This is a genomic window from Streptomyces sp. NPDC091649 (assembly GCF_044756785.1).
Taxonomy (GTDB): Bacteria; Actinomycetota; Actinomycetes; order Streptomycetales; family Streptomycetaceae; genus Streptomyces.
In genome coordinates this window covers 318133-336486 of record NZ_JBIVTR010000004.1, presented here as the reverse complement: position 1 = coordinate 336486, position 18354 = coordinate 318133, and the positions used below count along the sequence as shown (strand labels likewise).

General features: G+C 73.3%; 17 protein-coding genes. 5 read left to right on the top strand and 12 right to left on the bottom strand.

Annotated features, from left to right (window positions below; all coding sequences use genetic code 11):
• Positions 1–64: 64 nt before the first annotated feature.
• The 11 genes from ACIQMU_RS11200 to ACIQMU_RS11150 all read right to left on the bottom strand — a co-directional run bounded on the left by ACIQMU_RS11200 (position 65) and on the right by ACIQMU_RS11150 (position 11909).
• A complete protein-coding gene (locus ACIQMU_RS11200; RefSeq protein ID WP_352239577.1) occupies positions 65–778 on the bottom strand; it encodes a maleylpyruvate isomerase family mycothiol-dependent enzyme in 714 nt (237 codons plus the stop codon).
• Positions 779–781: 3 nt separating this feature from the next.
• Entirely contained in the window at positions 782–3010 is a 2229-nt protein-coding gene (locus ACIQMU_RS11195) for an FAD/NAD(P)-binding protein (RefSeq protein WP_402688701.1), read from the bottom strand.
• 50 nt (positions 3011–3060) lie between these two features.
• Entirely contained in the window at positions 3061–4188 is a 1128-nt protein-coding gene (locus ACIQMU_RS11190) for an aminotransferase class V-fold PLP-dependent enzyme (RefSeq protein WP_352239575.1), read from the bottom strand.
• Positions 4189–4200: 12 nt separating this feature from the next.
• On the bottom strand, positions 4201–5154 hold the full coding sequence (locus ACIQMU_RS11185; RefSeq protein WP_402688700.1) for a hypothetical protein: 954 nt from the start codon (positions 5152–5154) through the stop codon (positions 4201–4203).
• Positions 5151–5798 carry a thymidylate kinase gene (locus ACIQMU_RS11180; RefSeq protein ID WP_352239573.1) on the bottom strand — a complete coding sequence of 216 codons (648 nt, stop codon included), beginning with the start codon at positions 5796–5798 and terminating at the stop codon, positions 5151–5153. Before ACIQMU_RS11180 ends, ACIQMU_RS11185 begins: the two co-directional genes overlap by 4 nt.
• Positions 5795–6067, bottom strand: a complete 273-nt coding sequence (locus ACIQMU_RS11175) for a phosphopantetheine-binding protein (protein WP_352239572.1) — start codon at positions 6065–6067, stop codon at positions 5795–5797. Before ACIQMU_RS11175 ends, ACIQMU_RS11180 begins: the two co-directional genes overlap by 4 nt.
• 75 nt (positions 6068–6142) lie before the next feature.
• Positions 6143–7327, bottom strand: a complete 1185-nt coding sequence (locus tag ACIQMU_RS11170; protein WP_352239571.1) for a nucleotidyltransferase family protein — start codon at positions 7325–7327, stop codon at positions 6143–6145.
• The gene (locus ACIQMU_RS11165; RefSeq protein WP_402688699.1) at positions 7324–8973 is read right to left on the bottom strand and encodes an amino acid adenylation domain-containing protein; all 1650 of its coding nucleotides are present in this window, start codon (positions 8971–8973) and stop codon (positions 7324–7326) included. Before ACIQMU_RS11165 ends, ACIQMU_RS11170 begins: the two co-directional genes overlap by 4 nt.
• Positions 8970–10031, bottom strand: a complete 1062-nt coding sequence (sbnB, locus tag ACIQMU_RS11160) for a 2,3-diaminopropionate biosynthesis protein SbnB (protein WP_352239569.1) — start codon at positions 10029–10031, stop codon at positions 8970–8972. Before sbnB ends, ACIQMU_RS11165 begins: the two co-directional genes overlap by 4 nt.
• Complete coding sequence (gene sbnA, locus ACIQMU_RS11155; RefSeq protein ID WP_402688698.1) at positions 10028–10996, bottom strand: 2,3-diaminopropionate biosynthesis protein SbnA; 969 nt, start codon at positions 10994–10996, stop codon at positions 10028–10030. Before sbnA ends, sbnB begins: the two co-directional genes overlap by 4 nt.
• A gap of 52 nt (positions 10997–11048) precedes the next feature.
• A complete protein-coding gene (locus tag ACIQMU_RS11150; RefSeq protein ID WP_352239566.1) occupies positions 11049–11909 on the bottom strand; it encodes an isocitrate lyase/phosphoenolpyruvate mutase family protein in 861 nt (286 codons plus the stop codon).
• A 214-nt stretch (positions 11910–12123) separates the two neighbouring features.
• On the opposite strand from ACIQMU_RS11150, the gene ACIQMU_RS11145 reads away from it, so the two are divergent.
• Genes ACIQMU_RS11145 through ACIQMU_RS11125 form a run of 5 tightly spaced genes read left to right on the top strand, consistent with a single transcriptional unit; the run spans position 12124 to position 17638 of the window.
• Positions 12124–13074, top strand: coding sequence for an NAD(P)-dependent oxidoreductase (locus ACIQMU_RS11145; RefSeq protein WP_352239565.1), 951 nt, complete (start codon positions 12124–12126; stop codon positions 13072–13074).
• Positions 13075–13076: 2 nt separating this feature from the next.
• Positions 13077–14180 carry an alcohol dehydrogenase catalytic domain-containing protein gene (locus ACIQMU_RS11140; protein ID WP_352239564.1) on the top strand — a complete coding sequence of 368 codons (1104 nt, stop codon included), beginning with the start codon at positions 13077–13079 and terminating at the stop codon, positions 14178–14180.
• Positions 14177–15274, top strand: coding sequence for an N-acetyl-gamma-glutamyl-phosphate reductase (gene argC / locus ACIQMU_RS11135; RefSeq protein ID WP_402688697.1), 1098 nt, complete (start codon positions 14177–14179; stop codon positions 15272–15274). Before ACIQMU_RS11140 ends, argC begins: the two co-directional genes overlap by 4 nt.
• Positions 15264–16520 carry a phosphoglycerate kinase gene (pgk, locus tag ACIQMU_RS11130; RefSeq protein ID WP_402688696.1) on the top strand — a complete coding sequence of 419 codons (1257 nt, stop codon included), beginning with the start codon at positions 15264–15266 and terminating at the stop codon, positions 16518–16520. The genes argC and pgk overlap by 11 nt, the downstream gene beginning before the upstream one ends.
• Positions 16517–17638 carry an iron-containing alcohol dehydrogenase gene (locus tag ACIQMU_RS11125; RefSeq protein ID WP_352239561.1) on the top strand — a complete coding sequence of 374 codons (1122 nt, stop codon included), beginning with the start codon at positions 16517–16519 and terminating at the stop codon, positions 17636–17638. Before pgk ends, ACIQMU_RS11125 begins: the two co-directional genes overlap by 4 nt.
• Before the next feature lie 30 nt (positions 17639–17668).
• Here ACIQMU_RS11125 and ACIQMU_RS11120 read toward each other — a convergent pair whose 3' ends face one another.
• Complete coding sequence (locus ACIQMU_RS11120) at positions 17669–18277, bottom strand: DUF402 domain-containing protein (protein ID WP_402688695.1); 609 nt, start codon at positions 18275–18277, stop codon at positions 17669–17671.
• Positions 18278–18354 lie beyond the last annotated feature (77 nt).

The following is an 18354-nucleotide window of genomic DNA, read 5'->3' as shown; positions in this document are numbered from 1 at the left end:
CTGTCGTCTCCTTCGATCGTGCGTGGTGTCCCGGTCCGCGGGGTGCGGTGGCCGGAGCCGCCGGTCAGGGCCAGGAGCCCAGGTCCGGCAGGGAATCGGTGGACCCGTACGCCTTGGGCAGCTGGGCGGCGGACCGCCCGGCGAGCCAGGCCGCCAGGGTGTTCTGGGTGCCGTGCACCGTGGTGGGGGCGCCCGCCCCGTACTCCCAGCGGCGCGACGTGTCGGCGGACAGCAGCACCGTGGTGCGGTCCGCCGGCAGCCGGGGCAGCAGGTAGCCGACGAGGTGCGCGCCGAGGGCGTCGCTCCACTCCTCGGGCCGGTAGCCGGTGCCGAGGTCGGCGTAGTGGATGTGCGCCTCGCGCCACCAGCACAGCTGGGTGGCCAGCAGGTCCGCGTCGCGGTAGGCGCAGCGCAGGCCCCAGTCGTCGGAGCCCAGCTCGGCCCACGCCTTCTCCAGCTGCGTGAGCCCGTCCTCCAGTGCCTCGCGCAGCTCCGCGGCGGGGCGGCCGGCGCCCCGCTCGATGGCCGCGTCCCGGCCCGGACGGCCGCCGTCGTAGACCTCGACGGTGCGGTCCTGGAGTGCGTAGCGCGCCTGCCGGGCGAAGGCGCGGGCCAGGTCGCCGAGGTGGGTGAGGACGTGTCCCCTGCTCCAGCCCGGCAGTTCCGTCGCCTCACGGGCCGCCGCGTCGTCCAGCGTGGCCGCGTCCGTGCGCAGGCGGGCGTGGACGGCCGCGATCTCGTCGAGCCGTGCGGCGCCGTCGCCGTGTGTGGTCGTCATCGTTCACACCCCTGTGGTGATGCGCTCGCCGACGGTGTCGGCGGCGGTGTCGTTCTGGCCCCAGAACTCCCGGATCCAGCGCAGGATGTCCTGCATGACGTGATGGTTCTGGTTCGGGCGCAGCGCCCCCAGCTGGAAGAACATCACGCCCTCGCTGGGCGGGCCGAGCAGGGTGAGCCGCCGGTCCACCTCGCCGTCGGCGCGCACCGGGTGGAAGTCCTCGGTGAGGTCCAGCCCGCCGGGGGCGAAGTCCGCCTCGCCGATGCCCGGGTTGCTCCACTTGCGGACGAGGCCGTGCCGCAGCAGGTTCGGGTAGAGCGGCCGTACGTCGTTCTCGGCGTCGAAGGGGTGGACGCGCGAGTCGACGAGGATGTCGACCGGCAGTTCGGCGCCGGTGACACCGCCGCGCACCACGAAGCGTCCGCTGTTCTCGTCCAGGGACACTTCGGCCTCGGGCCCGGCCGAGACATCGACCAGGCCGTGCTCGATGAGGGCGCGGATCTTCTCCATGACCTCCAGCGCGGCGCCGTTGCAGAGCCGGTTGTGGTGGCGCATGAAGACGTCCAGGAAGTCCCGGTGCGAGGCGGCGTGCAGCCCGCCGAAGTCGACCGCCGCCGCCAGTACGTCCCGCAGGTCGCGCCAGACCCCGTCGGCCGCCGCCTTGGCCGGGTTGGACAGGTTGTCCTGGGCGGCCCAGCGGTGGTCGAGGTCGAGGAAGTCGAGCATCGCCGCGCGGTACTCGCCGGGCGTGGCGAAGGAGGCGCGGTCGATCGGACGGATCGAGCGCTCCCAGGAGAACCGCTGGGTGCCGAGGCTCTTCGGGTGCCGCCAGGGCGACGTCGCGGCCGCGACGCCGGCGGCGAACCCGGCCGGGTCGGGCAGCCTTGCGGCGAGACCGGCCGCCTGCTCGGGTCCGAAAACCACGTCCAGGAGGCGCCGCAGCGCCGCTTCGGCGTCCCACGTGTGCTCCGCGGCCGCCGAGGCCAGGTCCAGTGTGCCCGCCAGGACCGCGTCGAGCGCCTGAGCCGCCTCGTCGACCAGGGCCTCCAGCGGGGACAGGAGGCGCCGCACGGAGTCGTCGGAGGGGGCGCCGCGCCCGCCGTCGGCGAGGAACGCCTCGTACGCGGGCCGGGCGGCCGCCTCCAGACGGCGGCCGAAGTCGGCGCCGAGCAGGGTCGTGTAGTACAGGTGGGCCATCTCCAGCACGATCACGGGGAAGACGTGGTCGCGGAAGTCGAGCTGGCGCTGTTCGGCCCCGCCGATGGTGACGGGCCGGCCGGCGGAGCGGCGCAGCCGGTGCACCGCCTCCTCGACCAGGAAGACGCCCCGGTGCTCCAGTTCCTCCGGGTCGCGTTCCTTGGCGTTGTAGGGCCGGGCGAACGTGAACAGCCCGGCGCGGCTGAACAGGACGATGGAGTCGGGCTCCTGTCCGGAGGCCCGGTAGGCCAGGGTGCCGTCGGGCCGCTCCTCGAAGACTCCGCCCCGGCCCTCGGTCAGGTGCAGGATGACGTCGATGCCGGTGAGGCCCATGCCGACGCAGCCGACGGTGCTGCCGGGGCCCGCCTGACCGGGCTCGAAGGCGTTCTCCAGCGGGTAGGCGGAGGGGACGAACGCCGCCCGGTGCCGATCGGCGAACCGGGCCCACTCGGCCTGGCGCGGGTAGCGGGCCGGGTCGTTGGAGGAGTGCCCGGTCAGCATCAGGACCTGGTCGGCGTCGAGCACGTGCTCGCCGCCGCCGACGACGGCCAGGCGGCCGTCCGGCAGCTCCCGAAGGTCGGTGACCTCCTTGTGATGCAAATGGACCTCCACGCCCGGCACTTGCCGCAACATCCTGACATACCGACGGAACTGGTCGGCGAGCGCCAGGCCGTGGACGTAGCGCTTCGGCCAGTCCTCGGCGGCCAGGTCGAAGACGGGGTCCTCGGTCTCCTCGTACCGGGCGCGGCACCATTCGAGCAGGGTGGGCCGGTCCTCCTTCGGCAGCAGCGGCCCCGCGCCGACGACGCTCTCGTCCGCCGCGAACGCCACCTGGCCGACGATGCGGTTGAGGAAGCTGGTGACCGGCTGATCGGCGCTGTGCACCTGCCCGGCGCCGAACTGCCCCGCGTGGTCGAAGATGTGGATGTCGAGCGACAGCGCCGTCGTCGCCGCCCGCGCCGTCGCGGCGAGCCGGTCCAGCACGTAGGTGCAGCTGGGGCCCGCGCCGACGATGGCGAGTCGGTTGGAACGCATACGGTGGGTCTCCTTGATCAGAGTGGTGGGAGCGAGCCGCTGCGGTCCGGTCACACGTTCCGGTCGGCGTACTTGGCGACCACACGGTCGAAGGCGGCGAGGAAGCCCGTGATGTCGTCGGCGTCCAGCTGGCCCATGTTGGCGACGCGGAAGACGCCCTCCAGCTGTTCCTGCGTGGAGTAGACGACGTACCCCTCGGTCTTGAGGCCGTCGTGCAGCTCGTCGTACGTCATGCCCTCGGGGACGTACACGTTCGTCACGGAGTTGGCGCGCTGCCCGGCCGGGAGCAGGAAGCGGACGCCGCGCTCGGCGAGGCCCGACCGGACCTGTTCGGCGAGCGCGCTGTAGCGGGCGCCGCGGCCCTCGGCGCCTTCCGCGAGGGACCGGTCCAGGGCTTCCTCCAGCGCGGTCATGACCTGGAGGGCGGGGGTGAACAGCGGCGCGTTCTTCCGGTCCTGGGAGATGAAGTGGCCGTACAGGTCCAGGTAGAAGGTGTGGGCCGGTACGTCCTTCAGTTCCTCCAGGCGGTGGCGCGGGGCGGTGACGAAACTGACGCCGGGCAGCCCCTCAAGGCACTTGTTGGCGGTGCCCACACACCAGTCGATGTGGTCGGCGCGCAGGTCGAGCCGCTCGGAGCCGAGGCTGCTGATGGCGTCCACGGCGAACTGCCGGCCGTGCCGGGCGACGACGGCGCCGATCTCGCGGAGCGGGTTGAGCATGCCGGTGCTGGTCTCGTGGTGGACCAGGCCGACGTGGGTGATGCCCGGGTCCTCGGCGAGGGCGCGGTCGACGGCGTCCACGTCGATCGGGTTGCACCAGCCGAACTCCATGCGGCGGTACGGGATGCCGTGCACGTCGACGATGCGCCAGAGCCGCTCGCCGTAGTTGCCGTTGTCGAGGATCAGGATGCGGCCGTCAGCGGGGACGATGGAGGAGAACGCGGCCTCCAGCGCGGCGGTTCCCGAGCCGGCCAGCAGCACCGAGGTGCAGGTGTCGTCGCCGCCGCTGATGCGGGTGGCCTTCTCCCGGACCCGGGTCATCAGCGCGGCGGCCTCGGGCTCGCGGTGGCACTGGTCGGGCGAGGTCATGGCGGCGCGCACGTCGTCGTGGACGTTGACCGGGCCGGGGTTGAGCAGAACCAGACGGCCGGCGGCGGGCTTGGCGGTGGTGGCGGACATGCCGGAATCTCCTCAGGAGCGGGCGGACGAGGTGCTGGAGCCGGACGGGGACGGCGGGCGGCCGTCGGTGCCGGCCGTACCCGCGCCCCCGGTCGGGGGCGGGGTGGCGGGTGTTCGGTGGGCCGGGACGGGGCGGGTGCGCGAGATCAGGGTGTGGGGCACGTCCGCCGGCCACCGGCTCATCGGTGCGAGAAGGTGGTGCAGCGAGGCCGAGGCGGGGTCGCCGCGGGTGATCACGCACTCGGCTCCGCGCCGGGCGTGCTCGACCATGGCGTCGACCTTGCCGCGCATCGCGTCGCTGGTGTCCCAGGAGGCGGTCTCCCACACGAGGGCGTGCGCGGGCGTCGGGTCGTCGGGGCTGACCCAGGGCAGGACGGGGCCGTCCGGCCCGGTCCCGGTCAGGATGCCCGGCACATCGGTGAGCGTGACGATCCGTACGGGGTCGAGCGACCCGTCGACGAGCATGCCGGGCACCTGGTCGCTGCCGTAGATCCGCAGGCCGCCGTCGGCCGTCAGGATGCAGTCGCCGGAGAGCACCGGCAGCACCCCTTCGGCCAGCATCCGGCGTACGACGGTGAGGTCGGCGACGGCCCCGGACGGCTGGTCGGCGCACATGGCGGCCACCTGGAGCGGCACGGCACGGACGCCCGCCTCCCGGAACGCCTCGGTCCAGGCCCACTTGACGGCGAACGTGGCCCGGGTCAGGCCGAGGGCGGCGAAGTCGTCCGCGGCGTCGAGGTCGCGGACCGCCCCGTGCCCCAGGGCACCGCCGCCGGCCACGAACACCGTGCGGCCCGGGAAGGTCCGCACGAGATCGGCGACGAGCGCCGCGTACGCGCGCACCGCCGCGGCGTCCAGGTGGTCGTCGGTGCGCTTGTCGGAGACGAGGCTGCCGCCGACCTTGACGACGAGGGTGCGCGGCTCCCCGGTCCGCACGGGCGGGGCGGCAGCCGCGGGCGCGCTCACCGCTCCTCCGCGAGCGCTCCGGACACGGTGGTCACGACCCGGCCGACGACGTCGTCGAGGGGCGCCTCGGCGTCGAGGGTGAGCCATCCGAACCGCGCGGCCCAGTCGTCGAGCACGGCCAGGATGCGGTTCTGGTGCGTCAGGAAGTTCTCCCGTGTGCACTCGGGGTCCATCCCGCACTCGTAGGGCACGACGTCCCGTCCGACCTTGCGCTCCCAGGCCCGCTCGGGGTCGAGCCGCAGGTACAGGACCTGCCCGGAGACGGGGAGCGCGGAGACGACGCCCTCCGCCCAGGTGCGGTCGAGGCCGTAGACGATCTCGGCGGCGGCGTGCTTCATCCAGTAGCCGTCGAGCAGGGTGACCGTGCCGGGCCTGACCGCCTGGGGGGTGCGGGCCAGCAGGGCGTGGGAGATCGACCACATCAGGAACAGGAAGCGGGTCGGGTTGGGCATCTCCGCGACACAGAGCCGGGTGTCGGGCACATCGGGCTTCATGAAGCGGGTCGCCGGGTACGCCGGGTTGTCGACGATGTCCCAGCGGTCCACCCGCTCGATCGGCGTCCCGGCGGCGGCCAGCCGCTCGGTGGCCAGCCGCGAGACGGTCGACTTGCCGGCCCCGTCCGAGCCCACGAGGGAGACGATCACGCGGCGCCCTCCCGGCTCGGTTCCCGCTCGGCCGGCCCGGAGACGACCGACCACAGGGTGGCCGGCGTGGTGAACGACTGCTGGGTGAGCCGCTCGTCGGGGATCTCGATGTCGTAGGTCTCCTCCAGGGAGACGACCAGTTCGACGATCGCGATGGAGTCGAGCCCGTGGCCCAGCAGGTCGTCGTCCGGCCGCAGTCCGCCGTCGCGGCCGAGGTCGACATGCCGCATCACCAGCGCCTCGAAACGGCTGTCCCAGGGTGTGTTCATGGATGTTCCCGATGTCGGTGAGAGGGCGGAGTGTTCGGTGGGGGAGCGGTGGCGCCGGCCGGTGGTCGGGGCCGGTCAGTCATGGGGGACGTTGGAGCGTTCGGTGGCGTCCCCGCGGCCGGTGTCGAACAGCCGCTCCAGGAAGGGCAGCGCCCACCGGGCGGTCTGGCCGTCGAGGGTTCCGTACTGGTCCAGGTACGCGGTGTCCGCGGGCCGCAGCGTGTCGAGCACCTCGGGCGGCACCGCGTCCGGGTACAGCTCGGCCGTGAAGTGCAGGGCGTAGTAGGCGATGGGGCCGGCCTCGTACTCCTCGACCCGGGTCAGGAACGCGCGCCACACGTCCTCGTCGTAGCTCGCGGCGACGAGCGCCACGTCGAGGAACTTGCTGATCTGGAGATCGACGCTGTCCTCGATGAACTGCAGACTGGTGGCCTCCTTGTGCAGATGGGAGCAGAGGTCCAGCAGCCGGTCGGCGGGTTCGGGGATCCAGGTCGGGGCGCCGCACAGGACCTTGGGCACGGCGCGGTCGAGCAGCTCGCGGGCCGGTGCGCTGACGCCGGACTTCTTCTGGAAGATGTCGTGGCACAGGTCCACGTTGAACTCGGGGACGTCCGGGCGGTGTCCGGCCTTGCGGTAGGGCAGTTGGTTGCTGAGGTTGACGCGCCAGAAGATCTGCGTCTTGCGGCTGAACGGCACGATCGTCTCGCCGTCGTCGGCGAGTTTTCCCTGTACGTAGCCGAGCCGCTCCAGGACCTCGTGGGCCCGGGGCACGTCGTCCCGGTCGACCAGCAGGTCCACGTCGTTGATCCGGCGCAGCCCGGGGTCGCGGTACTCGTCCTCGGCGAGCGAGAAGCCCTTGCGCACGGCGTGCCGGACACCGGCTTCGCCCAGCTCCCGGAACACCCGGCCGAAGTCGTCGGACAGCGCCTGGTTGCGTGCGCGGTTGCCCAGGTAGGCGGTGGTGAACACCCAGCTGTACGGGAAGCCCTTGACGCCCTCGCTCTCGCGGTCGAGGCGGTGGGTGAAGACATGGCGGCCGACCAGCGGGAGCAGCTTGTGGCGGGCCGCGGCGTCGAGGAAGGCGCCCCAGTCGAGATCGTCGCGGCCGGCGAGCGAGCGGGCCAGGCGCTCGTGCTCCGCCTCCGGACGCGGCCTGGCCAGGGCGAGCAGCAGCCGGGCGTGGGCGGGCAGGGCGGAGGTGTCCGGGCCGCCGGGGGCCGGGGTGTCCGCCGGCGCGGTCTTTCGGGTTGCGGTGGTCATCGCGTCTCCTCCTGGCTGACGGCCGCCCGCAGGGACCGGTGGTCGACCTTTCCGTTGGGAGTGAGGGGCAGCGCCTCCCACTCCCGCCAGCGCCGGGGCACCATGGCCGGCGGGACGGCGGCGCGTACGGCGAGCTGGAGTTCTTCGGGGGTCACGGGCGCACGCCGGCTGTAGTGCGCGACCAGCCGGCCGCCGTCGTCGTCGCCGCTGACGGTGACCGCGCACTGGGTGACGGCGGGATGGCGGCTGAGCACCGCCTCGATCTCGTCGAGTTCCATCCGTACGCCCGCCACCTTGACCTGGCGGTCGCCGCGGCCGAGGTAGTGGACGATGCCCTCGTCGAACCGCGCCAGGTCGCCGGTGCGGTACAGCCGGCCGGTGGCCGAGGCGGGGTCGAACGGGTCGCGGAAGAAGGCGCGTGCGGTGGTCTCGGCGTCGTTGAGGTAGCCCAGGCCCACGCCGGCGCCGCCGACGAACAGCTCGCCGGACTCGCCCGGTTCCGCGGCCCGCCAGCCCGCGTCCTGTTCGACCAGCAGGTACAGCGCCGTGTTGATGACGGGCGAGCCCACGGGGAGGCGGGTGCGCTCCAGGTCCGAGCGGGTGACCACGTGGTGGGTGACGTCGTCGGAGCACTCGGTGGGACCGTAGGCGTTGACCAGGGTGACCTGGGGCAGGGCCGTCATCGCGCGCTCGGCGACCGGCGGGTGCAGTTCCTCGCCGGTGGACAGCAGCCACCGCAGGTCCCGCAGCGGGGCCGGGTCGCGCCTGCGGGTCTCGTCGACCAGCCAGCCCACGACCGTGGGGACCAGCTCGACGACCGTGACGCGGTGGGCGTCGAGGGCTTTGACGAGCCGTCGGGGGAAGCGCATGACGGTGTCGTCCACGACCACGACGTGCCCGCCGACGAGCAGCGGGCAGAGCATCTGCCAGATGGAGATGTCGAAGACGAGCGGAGCGGTGAAGGCCACGACGTCGTCGGCGCCGAGGGACAGGTCCACGACCTTGGCCCACAGGTGGTTGAGCATGCCCCGGTGCTCGACGGTGGCGCCCTTGGGCCGCCCGCTGGTGCCCGAGGTGAAGATCGTGTAGCGCGCCTCGTGCGAGCGGTCGGCGGTGTTCCGGGGCGGCGCGTCCGCCGCCGGGCCGGCCGGCAGGCGCAGGGCCTTCACCCGGGCGGCTCCGGCGGCGGCGTGCGCGGGGCCGGCCGGGGCCGCGGTGAGGCAGGCGTAGTCGAGGAGGAGCGCGGCGCGGCTGCGTTCCAGCACGTCGCGGACCCGCTCCTGCGGCCAGTCGAGGTCGATCGGGAGGTAGGAGGCCCCGACGCTCTCCAGCGCCAGGAACACGGCGGGCGTCTCGGCGCTGCGCGGACCGACACAGGCGACGACGTCCCCGGCGGCCACGCCCTCGTCGAGCAGGAGGTCCCGGATGGCGGCGACCCGCAGCAGCAGGTCACGGTAGCCGAGGGTGCGTCCGCCCTCGGTCAGCGCCGGGCGGTCCGGGTCCCTCTCGGCGTGCCGGGCGACGTACTCCAGGACGCCGGTGGCGGTGTCCACCTCCTTGGCCGCGGTCAGGGCCAGGGCGGTGGCCCGCTCCGCGGCGCCGGGGAGGAGGGGCAGCTCTGCCCGGTCGTGGCGGTCGGCGGTCATCGCGTGCCGCCCAGGGGAGACGGGGCGCGGTGGCGTTCGAGGTCGTGGAAGAAGCCGTCGACCACGGAGAGGGCGCCCGTCTCCCGGGCCCTGCCGTGGACGAAGTCGCCGACGGCCAGGTCCAGTACGCCGAGCCCGAACGGGGAGAAGACGACGGTGCGGTCCGCGGGCGCACCGGTCTTGCCGGTGAGCACGTCGTACAGGGTGCCGTCGATGAAGTCGCGACCTCCGGTGCGCTGTTCCGCGAGGTGGACGGAGGTGTCCGCCTTGAGGACGTGTTCGATGTCGTCGACCACGTTGACGCTGTCGAGGATGACGTCGGTGCCCAGGTCGCGCAGCGACACGTGCAGCACGAGCGGGTGGTGGGCGAACCAGGACGGGTCCTCGACGTGGGGTGTGGCGGCCGTGGTGGCGAAGACGACGACGTCCGAGGAGCGGATCAGGCTCTCCGCACTGTCGTGGACGCGGACGGCGGCGCCGCCGGCGGTCTCGCGCAGATGTCCGGCGAAGCCCTCGGCGTACTCCTCCGACAGGTCGTGCACCCCGAACTCCCGGGGCTCCCAGCCCAGTGCGGACAGGTAGGTGTGCAGGTAGCGGGCGATCAGGCCGGTGCCGACGAAGCCGACGCTGCGCGGCGCGGGCCGGTTGCGGGTGAGGGCGCGGGCCGCGACGGCGGCCGACGCCGCGGTGCGTACGGCGCTGATGATGGAGCTCTCCAGGCACGCGTACGGGTAGCCGGTCGCCGGGTCGTTGAGGATCAGTACGGCGGAGGCGCGGGGGATGCCCCGGTCCAGGTTGGCGGGGAAGCTGGAGATCCACTTGAGGCCGTCGACCGGTCGCTCGCCCCGCACGGAGGCGGGAAGGGCGATGATGCGGGCGGTGGGCCGGTCGGGGAACCGCAGGAAGTAGGAGGGCGGATTCACGGTGCCGGCCTCGCCGTGCAGGAGGTAGGTCCGCTCGACGAGCTCGCACACCTCCTGCTGCCGGCCGTCCAGCGCGTGGTGCACGGCGGCACCCGTGACCACAGAGAAGTCCGGTGTCGGGGGCGGGTTGTTCACTGGTTCTCCAAGAGGTCCTGCGCGCCCCTGCGGTAGTGGCGCGCCACCCAGGCGTCGTTGTAGATCGTGTCGATGTACCGCTCGCCGAGATCGGGGGCGATGGCCACCGCGGTGCGGTCCGCCGAGCCGTGCCGCGCCAGCCATGCGGCGGCCGCGCTGATCACGGTCCCGGAGGAGCCGCCGAGGAGGAGGCCGCGGGAGGCGAGGCGCCGGCACATGCGGATGGCCTCCCGCTCGTCGCCCCAGACGACCTCGTCCACGACGGACGGGTCGATCAGCGGCATGGGCGTGCTCGCGCCCAGCCCCGGGATGTGCCGGGGCCCGGGCGCGCCCGAGAAGTTCACCGAGCCGACGCTGTCCACGGCCACGATGCGCACGCCCGGACGGTGCTCGCGGAAGTAGCGGGCGCAGCCCATGAGGGTCCCGCCGGTGCCCGTGCCGATGAACAGCGTGTCCAGGTCCGGGAACTGCTTGGCGAGCAGGGGGGCGGTGTTCTCGTAGTGCGCCATCCAGTTCGCCGGGTTCTCGTACTGGTTGAGCCAGACGTAGCGCGGGTCCTGCGCGCAGCGCTCGCGTACGTGGTCCTTGCGCGCGGCGAGATAGCTGCCGGTGGCGTCCGGTTCGTCGACCACGACGACCTCGGCGCCGAGGGCCTTCATCAGGTCGGTCGCGGCCGGGTTGCACTTGGGGTCGGTGACGCAGACGAATCTGAGTCCCTTCGACGCCGCGATGACGGCGAGCGCGACTCCCAGGTTGCCGGAGGAGGACTCGATCAGGATGGAGTCGGGGCCGAGGGTGCCCTCGCGCTGTGCGGCGTCCACCATCCAGGCCGCGGGCCGGACCTTCACCGATCCCGCGAAGTTGAAGCCCTCGCACTTCAGGTACAGGCGGCAGTCCAGGAGCCGCCGCAGATCCAGGTAGACCTCGGTGTCGAGGAGCTCGTCGGCCCCCGTGATGACTGTCATGCCTTCGGCTCGCCTCCGCCCGTCCGCCGTGTGCCGTCCGACCGCGCCCCGCTCACGCGTCGAGCTTTTGCCAGTCGGCCATCCGCTGGAGGTCGAAGATGTCGCGCACCGAGGCGATCTCCGACTCCAGCGCGGTGGTCTGGCCCGCCTCGTAGATGGCCCGGTAGGTGTCGCGCATGGCGGAGAGCGCCGCGCGCATGCCCTGGTTGGCGTAGATGACCACGGAGACGCCTGCCGCGCGCACCTCGTCGATGTGCCAGTCCGGGTAGGTGGTGGGGACGATGACCACCGGGACGCGGTTGTCCCACCGGTCGAGGAAGGCGAGCACCTGGTCCTTGGTGCGTGCCTTGGAGTGGATGAGGACGGCGTCGGCGCCGGCGTCCGCGTAGGCGTTGCAGCGGCTGACCGCCTCGTCGACACCCGCACCGGAGATCAGGGCCTCGGTGCGGGCGATGAGGTAGAAGTCCTCGGTGGACTGCACGGCCTTGGCGGTCCGGATCTTGCCGGCGAAGGCCGCGGTTTCGAGCAGCGTCTGGTCGCCGTTCGCGAAGCTGTTCATCTTCGGGAAGAGCTTGTCCTCCATGCACACGGCGGTGATGCCGGCGGCCTCGAACTCGTTGACCATGTGGGCCACGTTGTAGTTGCCGCCGTATCCGGTGTCGACGTCGGCGACGACGGGGATGTCGAGGGCCTTCTGGATGTTGGCGGCCGCCTCCAGGTACTCGGTCATGCTCAGGATGCTGGCGTCGGGCAGGCACCGGGAGGCCGACACCTCCAGACTCGACGACCACACCGCCTGGAATCCGGCCTCCTGGGCCAGGACGCCGCTGAGCGCGTGGTGGGCGCCCGCGAGGCGGACCACGTCGTGTTCGGCGAGTACGGAGCGGAACGAGGGATAGCTGCGCTTGAGCATCTAGGGCCTTCCTCGGGCGGTGTTCCCGGGCGTTTCGGCTCGGCCGAAGCGGGGGTGGCTACGCGACAGGACAGTCGTTGTCAGAAAATTGACTAGCCGTTTCTGCTGCCAGGCTGCGGCTAGGTTGGCGAAGCTAGCATGAGCGTGACGATGTCGGCCATCAGGTTTGGCAATTTATTGCCAAGGAGTGTCACGACAGTGCAGGATCATCGGCATGACCTATCGAGCCCGCGTCGTCGTACTGGACCCCGTTTCCCCCGGCGCCCTGGCGGACCTGGAGCAGGACCACGAGGTCGTGGTGCGGCTGCACCCCGGCCATGACGAACTCCTCGCCCTGGCCGCCGACGCCGACGCCCTCGTCGTGCGCAGCGGCGTGACCCTCACCGGCGACGTCATCCGCTCCGGACGCCGCCTGAAAGCCGTGGCGAGGGCCGGCTCGGGGACCGACAACATCGACCTGGACGCCTGCCGTACGGCGGGGGTGCAGGTGTTCAACTTCCCCGGCGTCTCCGCACCCGCCGTCGCCGATCTCGCCATCGGCCTCATGCTCGCCGTGACCCGCAACATCGCCCTCGCCGACCGGCAGGTCCGCGGCGGGCGGTGGAACAAGCCCCGGCTCGCCGGACCCGGCCTCGCGGACCGGGTGCTCGGCGTGGTCGGCCTCGGCCCCATCGGCTCCCGCATCGCACGGCTCGGCTCGGCGTTCGACATGCGCGTCCTCGCCGCCGTGGACCGCGTCACGCCGGCCCGCGACGAGGAACTGCGCGGGCGCGGGATCGAGCGGGTCGCGCTGCCCGACCTCCTCGGCGCGGCCGACATGGTGTGCCTCGCCGTCCCGCTCACCGACCGGACGAGGAATCTCGTCGGCGCCGCGGAACTGGCCCGGATGCACAGCGCCTCCTACCTCATCAACGTCTCCCGCGGCGGGGTCGTCGACGAGGACGCCCTGCTGCGGGCGCTGAAGGACGGTGTGATCGCCGGCGCCGCCCTCGACGTGCACGGGCAGGAGTCCGGCACCCCGGCGCTGGCCGCCCTGGACAACGTGGTGCTCACCCCGCACCTCGGCGCCACCACCACCGACGCCCAGGACCGGGTCGGGCGGCTGCTCGCCGCGGACCTGCGCGCCGTCCTGGCCGGCGGCCGGCCGACGAACAGGGTGTGCTGAACATGACGTCCGACAGCGCCGCGCCCGGGACCACGGAGCCGACGACCATGAAGGCGGCCGTCCTCACCGGCCGCCGGACCATCGCCCACCAGGACGCCGCCGCCCCCGAGCCCGGCCCCGGCGAGCTGCTCGTCCGGGTCGCCGCCAGCGGGATCTGCGGCTCCGACCTCGCCGCCTACCGGGGCACCCACCCCTACAAGAGGGCGCCCGCCGTCCTCGGCCACGAGTTCTCCGGGACCGTGGTGGCCCTCGGCGTCGGGACGGACGGCTTCGCCGTGGGCGACCAGGTGTGCTCGGCGGCCTTCTCGCACTGCGACGCCTGCGCCGAGTGCCTGCGCGGCGCCCCCCACCTGTGCACCCGCAAGCTGAACCTCAGCCACCTCGACTGGACCGGCTCGTTCGCCGAACTGCTCGTCCTGCGCCCCAACATGGCCCACCGGCTGCCCCCCGGCCTGCATCCGGTGGCCGGTGCGCTCGTCGAGCCGCTCTCCATCGGCCTGCACGCCGTACGGCTCGTGGGGGAGGGCGCGGGCCGCCGCGTCCTCGTGCTCGGCTCCGGCACGATCGGCCTCAGCTGCCTCGTCGCCGCCCGGCAGCTCGGCCACGCCGCGGTGGCCTGCGTGGACGTCGGGCCGGAGAAGGGCCGGCTCGCCCTCCGGATGGGCGCCGACGCCTACGCCGACGCCCGCGAGGGCGACCCGGTGCCGGCGGCGCTGGAGGCCCTCGGCGGCCCGGCGGATGTGGTGGTGATCGCCGCCGGATACCCCGGAGTCACCGACCAGGCGCTGCGCGCGGTCCGGCCCGGCGGCGACATCGTGATCGTCAGCTACTTCGAGGACCGGCACCCCGTCGACCTCAACACCCTCGTCGGACGCGAGGTGACCGTGCACGGATCGGCGCTGTCCACGCCCCGGGACTTCACCGAGGTGATCGACCTGCTCGCGACCGGGACCCTCGACGTGCTGCCCATGGTCACCCACCACTTCCCGCTCGCCGACGCCGGTCCGGCGCTGCGGCTGATGGACCGGGCCGACGTGCCCACCGGCAAGATCATGCTGCATGTGACCACCGACCAGGACGAGTTCACGAACGGATGGGGCCAATGAGCAACGGCATACGGGCAGCGGTCATCGGAGGCACCGGCTACACCGGCGGGGAGGTGTGCCGCCTGCTCCTGGGGCATCCGGCGGTCGCCGAGATCCTGCCGACGTCCCGGGGCGAGGAGTCCTTCGAGCGGGTGCACCCGAACCTGCTCGGCTCCGGGCTGCGGTTCCACGACGCGGACGAGGTCACCGAGGCCGCCGGCGACCTGGACGTGGTCTTCCTGTGCACGCCGTCCGGCGAGGCCATGCGCCGGGCCCCCGGACTGCTGAAGGCCGGGACCCGCGTGATCGACCTCAGCGCCGACTTCCGGTTCGCCGACCCGCAGGCGTACCGGGCCGCGTACGGCGCCGAGCACACCGCCCCCGAGCTGCTGGCGGAAGCGGTGTACGGCGTCACCGAGTTCCACCGGGACCTGCTGCCCGGGGCCCGGCTGGTGGCCAACCCGGGCTGTTACGTCATCACGGCGCTGCTCGGCCTCGAACCGCTGCTGGCCGCCGGTCTGGCCGAGCCCGGCGCCCCGCTCCACATCGCGGCGGTCAACGGGACCACGGGCGCGGGGATCAAGCCGCGCACCGAGATCCTGCACGCCGAGGTCTTCGGCTCGATGCTTCCGTACAGCCTCCAGGGCCACCGGCACGCGCCCGAGCTGGAGGACCGGCTCGCCGGCCCGGCCGGCGGGCCGGTCACCGTCGACCTCTCCACCGCGCACGGCCCCTTCGCCCGCGGCATCCACATCCAGGCGAGCGTCCGGGTCCGGGAGGAGCTGCGCGAGGAGGTCTCGCGCGAGCTGCTCCTCGACCGCTACGCCGAGCGCTACGGCGCCGGAGCCGACGGCGAGTTCTTCGTCCGGATCAACGCCGAACCCCGGCTCGGCGGCCTCACCGACAAGGACTACCGCAGGTATCCGGGCGTCGCCGCAGTGGTCGGCTCCAACCACTGCCACATCGGAGTGGACTACGACGCGCGGCGCGGTATCGCCAAGGTCGTCTCCGTCAGCGACAACCTGGTCAAGGGCGCGGCGGGTTCGGCCATCCAGAACATGAACGTGATGCTCGGTCATGACGAGACGGCCGGGCTGCGCACCTATGGCCTCTGACACCGGGTGGGCCGACCCGCTCGCCGGTGTGCCGCTGCTGGACGCACGGCACGTCACCGCGGGCGAGCGCTGGGTCTTCTCGGCCGGGTTCAACGTGGACGCGGCCCTGACCAGCACCGGGCGGATCGACAGCGAGCTGGACGACCTGCGGCGGCTCGCCGGGGCGGGCGCGCGGGTGGCCGTGCTGTCCCACCTCGGCAGCCACCGCGACGGCACCGCGTCCGCGCTGGACCACGTCGCCGGGCACCTCTCGCGGCGGCTGGGCCGACCGGTGCGCTACGTCCCCGAGAACGCCTCGGACGCGGCGGTGCGGGCCGCCGAGGCGCTGGAGCCCGGTGAGATCGCCGTGTTCGGCAACACCCGTCACCACGCCGGGGAGGAGCGGGGCGATCCGGAACTGGCCCGGAGGTTCGCGCTGCTGGGCGACGCGGTCGCCGTCGGCGGCTTCTCCAAGGCCCACCGCGCCCATGCCTCCAACACCGGAGTACTGCGCCTGCTGCCGGGCTGGGCCGCACGGAGCCTGGTGACGGAGGTCCGGTTCCTCGCGCCCTGGGCGGGGCCGGGGGAAGGGGTGTACCGCGCGGCCGTGCTCGGCGGCCGCAAACCCGAGAAGACCCTGGTGGGCCTGGTCCACGCGATGCGCACCTGTGACCTGGTGGTACCCGGCGGCGTGGTGCTCAACACGGTGCTGCGCGCACTGGGCCACGACCTCGGCGCCTCGGACCTGGGCAGCAGGCCCGACGCCTGCCTGGACGCCGTGCGCGGGGTGATGGACCTGCCGGCGAGGGCGCGGCTGCACGTGCCCCGGACCGTCCGGGTGGCTCCGGTGGACGGACGGCGGATCGTCGGCGAGGCCCGGTCCCGCCCCGTCGCCGACGGGGTGCCGGCCGGGCACGCCGTCGTGGACTTCGAACTGGAGCCGTGGGCGGCCCGGGCGCTGGCCGGCGCCGGCTCCGCCGTGCTGGCCGGGACACCCTCCCGGTATCTCGACGGGCAGGTCAGGTCCGCCGACGCCGTCCTGTCCGCACTGTCACGCGCGGCCGGGCCGGCCCTGCTGCTCGGCGGCGACACGGTGGCCGAACTGCCCTGGCCCGGACCGGTGTCGACGGGCGGCGGGTCGGCACTGCAACTGCTCGCCACCGGCACCTGCGCGGTGTTGGACGCGCTGCGCGACAACGCCCGCCGCGTGGCGGGCGAGGGCCGGGGCCCCGCCGACGACAACGTCATGGATGGAGTGAGCACATGAAGGTGGACCTCGACGTCCCCACCCACGTGGAGTTCGGCCGCGGTGAGCTGGACCGGGCCGGGACGCACGCGAAGGCGCTCGGCGCGCACGCGCTGGTGGTCACCGGGCGGAGCGCGGCACGCTCCCACGGCTATCTGGACCGGGTCGTGGCGTCCCTGGAGTCCGCGGGGGTGCGCGCCACGGTCTTCGACCGGGTGTCGGCCAACCCGAGGTCCGACGAGGTGGACGAGGCGACCGCGGCAGCCCGCGCGCGCGGCTGCGACCTCGTCGTCGGCCTCGGCGGCGGCAGTGCCCTGGACGCTGCCAAGGGGGTGAGCGTCACCGCGCCCGCCGGCGGCAGCGTACGGGACCTCATCGGCGTGACGCTGGGCGCGGGCGCACCCCGGCTGCCGCTGCTGGCCGTGCCCACGACGGCGGGCAGCGGCTCGGAGGTCACCAAGGGGGCGATCATCACGGACACGGTGCGCGGCTTCCGCGCCGGCATCCGCGGTGACGCCGTCTTCCCGCACACGGCGGTCGTCGACCCCGACCTGATCGCGTCGGTGCCGCGCGCGGTCATGGCGGAGACCGTCTTCGACTCGTTCGCCCACGCCGTCGAGGGCTGCGTCGCGGCGCGCGCGGACGGGGCGAGCCGGGCCCGGGCGCACGAGGCCATCGCGCTGATCGCCGCGCACCTGCCGGCCGTGCTGAGGGGCGAGGACTCCCCCGAGGCGCGGGAGGCGCTGTGCCGGGCGGCCCTGCTGGGGGGCGTGAACGTCGCCAACGTCAGTACCTGCCTCCCGCACCGGTTGCAGCAGGCCATGGGCGCACTGCCCGGGGTGGACCTCTCCCACGGCCGGGGCCTGGCGGTGCTCTACCCGAGCTGGCTGCGGCACACCGCGCCCCTGGCGCCGGACGAGTTCGCCGCGGTGGCCGATCTGCTGGGCGGCGACACCGTCCACGACGCGGTGGGCGGGCTCCTGGCCTCGGCGGGCCTGGCGGCCCGGCTGCGGGACTGCGGAGTGGCCAGGGACGACCTGCCCCGGCTGGTCGACAGCGTGACGGGCAACCTCGACAACGACCCGGCGGGTCAGGTGGACCGCGACCGGCTGTTCACCCTGTACGCCGAGTCGTTCTGACGGTCCGCTCCGACACCGCGGCGGGCGCCCTCACCGGGTGCCCGCCGTGGCGTCGTCCTGGAGGGCCACGGCGGCGGGGGGACCCCAGTCGGCCGGCGCCCGCCAGTCACGCCACTCCTCCCACCAGCACGCGCCCCGCTCGACGAGGTCCACGACACAGGCCGCCGCCGCACGTACGGCGTCCGCCTCCGCGGTGTCGAAGCCGCCCGTGCGCACCCGTTCCTCGAAGTGCTCGACGTCCTTCCACCGGTAGGGGGAGCCGTCGCCGGGGATGATCAGGTCCAGCTCGTGGTCCAGTGTGTCGAATCCGCGCCCGGTGCGGACCAGGGGCGCCTGGAAGTTGACGTACCACTCGGTCAGGACCCCGTCCGCCCAGCGGCCCCACACGGAGTAGCCGTCCCCCGGGCGCTGGAGCTGGAGGACCCCGCTGGACTGCCACACGTGCTCGAACTGGGTCCAGGGGTGCGGCCCCCAGCGGAAGTCGCCGCCCCCGAAGGTGAGCGGTGTGCCCCGGGCCAGGTACACGGCGAGCGCCCGCTCGTCGTCGCCCGCGACCCGCACCGGATACACCAGCCATTCGCGACCGTCCAGGATCTCGCGCCGGACGATGACCTCACCCTTGGGGAACCGTGACCTCATGTCGGCCTACTTTAGAGCCCGTTCGGGGAGTCGCGCGGTGGGTCGCCCGGGAGCCGCGGCCGGGAGCGCGGGCGGCC

Coding starts and splice junctions, on each gene's coding strand:
- ACIQMU_RS11200 (WP_352239577.1), bottom strand. CDS start 778: ATGACGACCACACACGGCGACGGCGCCGCACGGCTCGACGAGATCGCG.
- ACIQMU_RS11195 (WP_402688701.1), bottom strand. CDS start 3,010: ATGCGTTCCAACCGACTCGCCATCGTCGGCGCGGGCCCCAGCTGCACC.
- ACIQMU_RS11190 (WP_352239575.1), bottom strand. CDS start 4,188: ATGTCCGCCACCACCGCCAAGCCCGCCGCCGGCCGTCTGGTTCTGCTC.
- ACIQMU_RS11175 (WP_352239572.1), bottom strand. CDS start 6,067: ATGAACACACCCTGGGACAGCCGTTTCGAGGCGCTGGTGATGCGGCAT.
- ACIQMU_RS11170 (WP_352239571.1), bottom strand. CDS start 7,327: ATGACCACCGCAACCCGAAAGACCGCGCCGGCGGACACCCCGGCCCCC.
- ACIQMU_RS11165 (WP_402688699.1), bottom strand. CDS start 8,973: ATGACCGCCGACCGCCACGACCGGGCAGAGCTGCCCCTCCTCCCCGGC.
- sbnA (WP_402688698.1), bottom strand. CDS start 10,996: ATGACAGTCATCACGGGGGCCGACGAGCTCCTCGACACCGAGGTCTAC.
- ACIQMU_RS11150 (WP_352239566.1), bottom strand. CDS start 11,909: ATGCTCAAGCGCAGCTATCCCTCGTTCCGCTCCGTACTCGCCGAACAC.
- ACIQMU_RS11145 (WP_352239565.1), top strand. CDS start 12,124: ATGACCTATCGAGCCCGCGTCGTCGTACTGGACCCCGTTTCCCCCGGC.
- ACIQMU_RS11140 (WP_352239564.1), top strand. CDS start 13,077: ATGACGTCCGACAGCGCCGCGCCCGGGACCACGGAGCCGACGACCATG.
- argC (WP_402688697.1), top strand. CDS start 14,177: ATGAGCAACGGCATACGGGCAGCGGTCATCGGAGGCACCGGCTACACC.
- pgk (WP_402688696.1), top strand. CDS start 15,264: ATGGCCTCTGACACCGGGTGGGCCGACCCGCTCGCCGGTGTGCCGCTG.
- ACIQMU_RS11125 (WP_352239561.1), top strand. CDS start 16,517: ATGAAGGTGGACCTCGACGTCCCCACCCACGTGGAGTTCGGCCGCGGT.
- ACIQMU_RS11120 (WP_402688695.1), bottom strand. CDS start 18,277: ATGAGGTCACGGTTCCCCAAGGGTGAGGTCATCGTCCGGCGCGAGATC.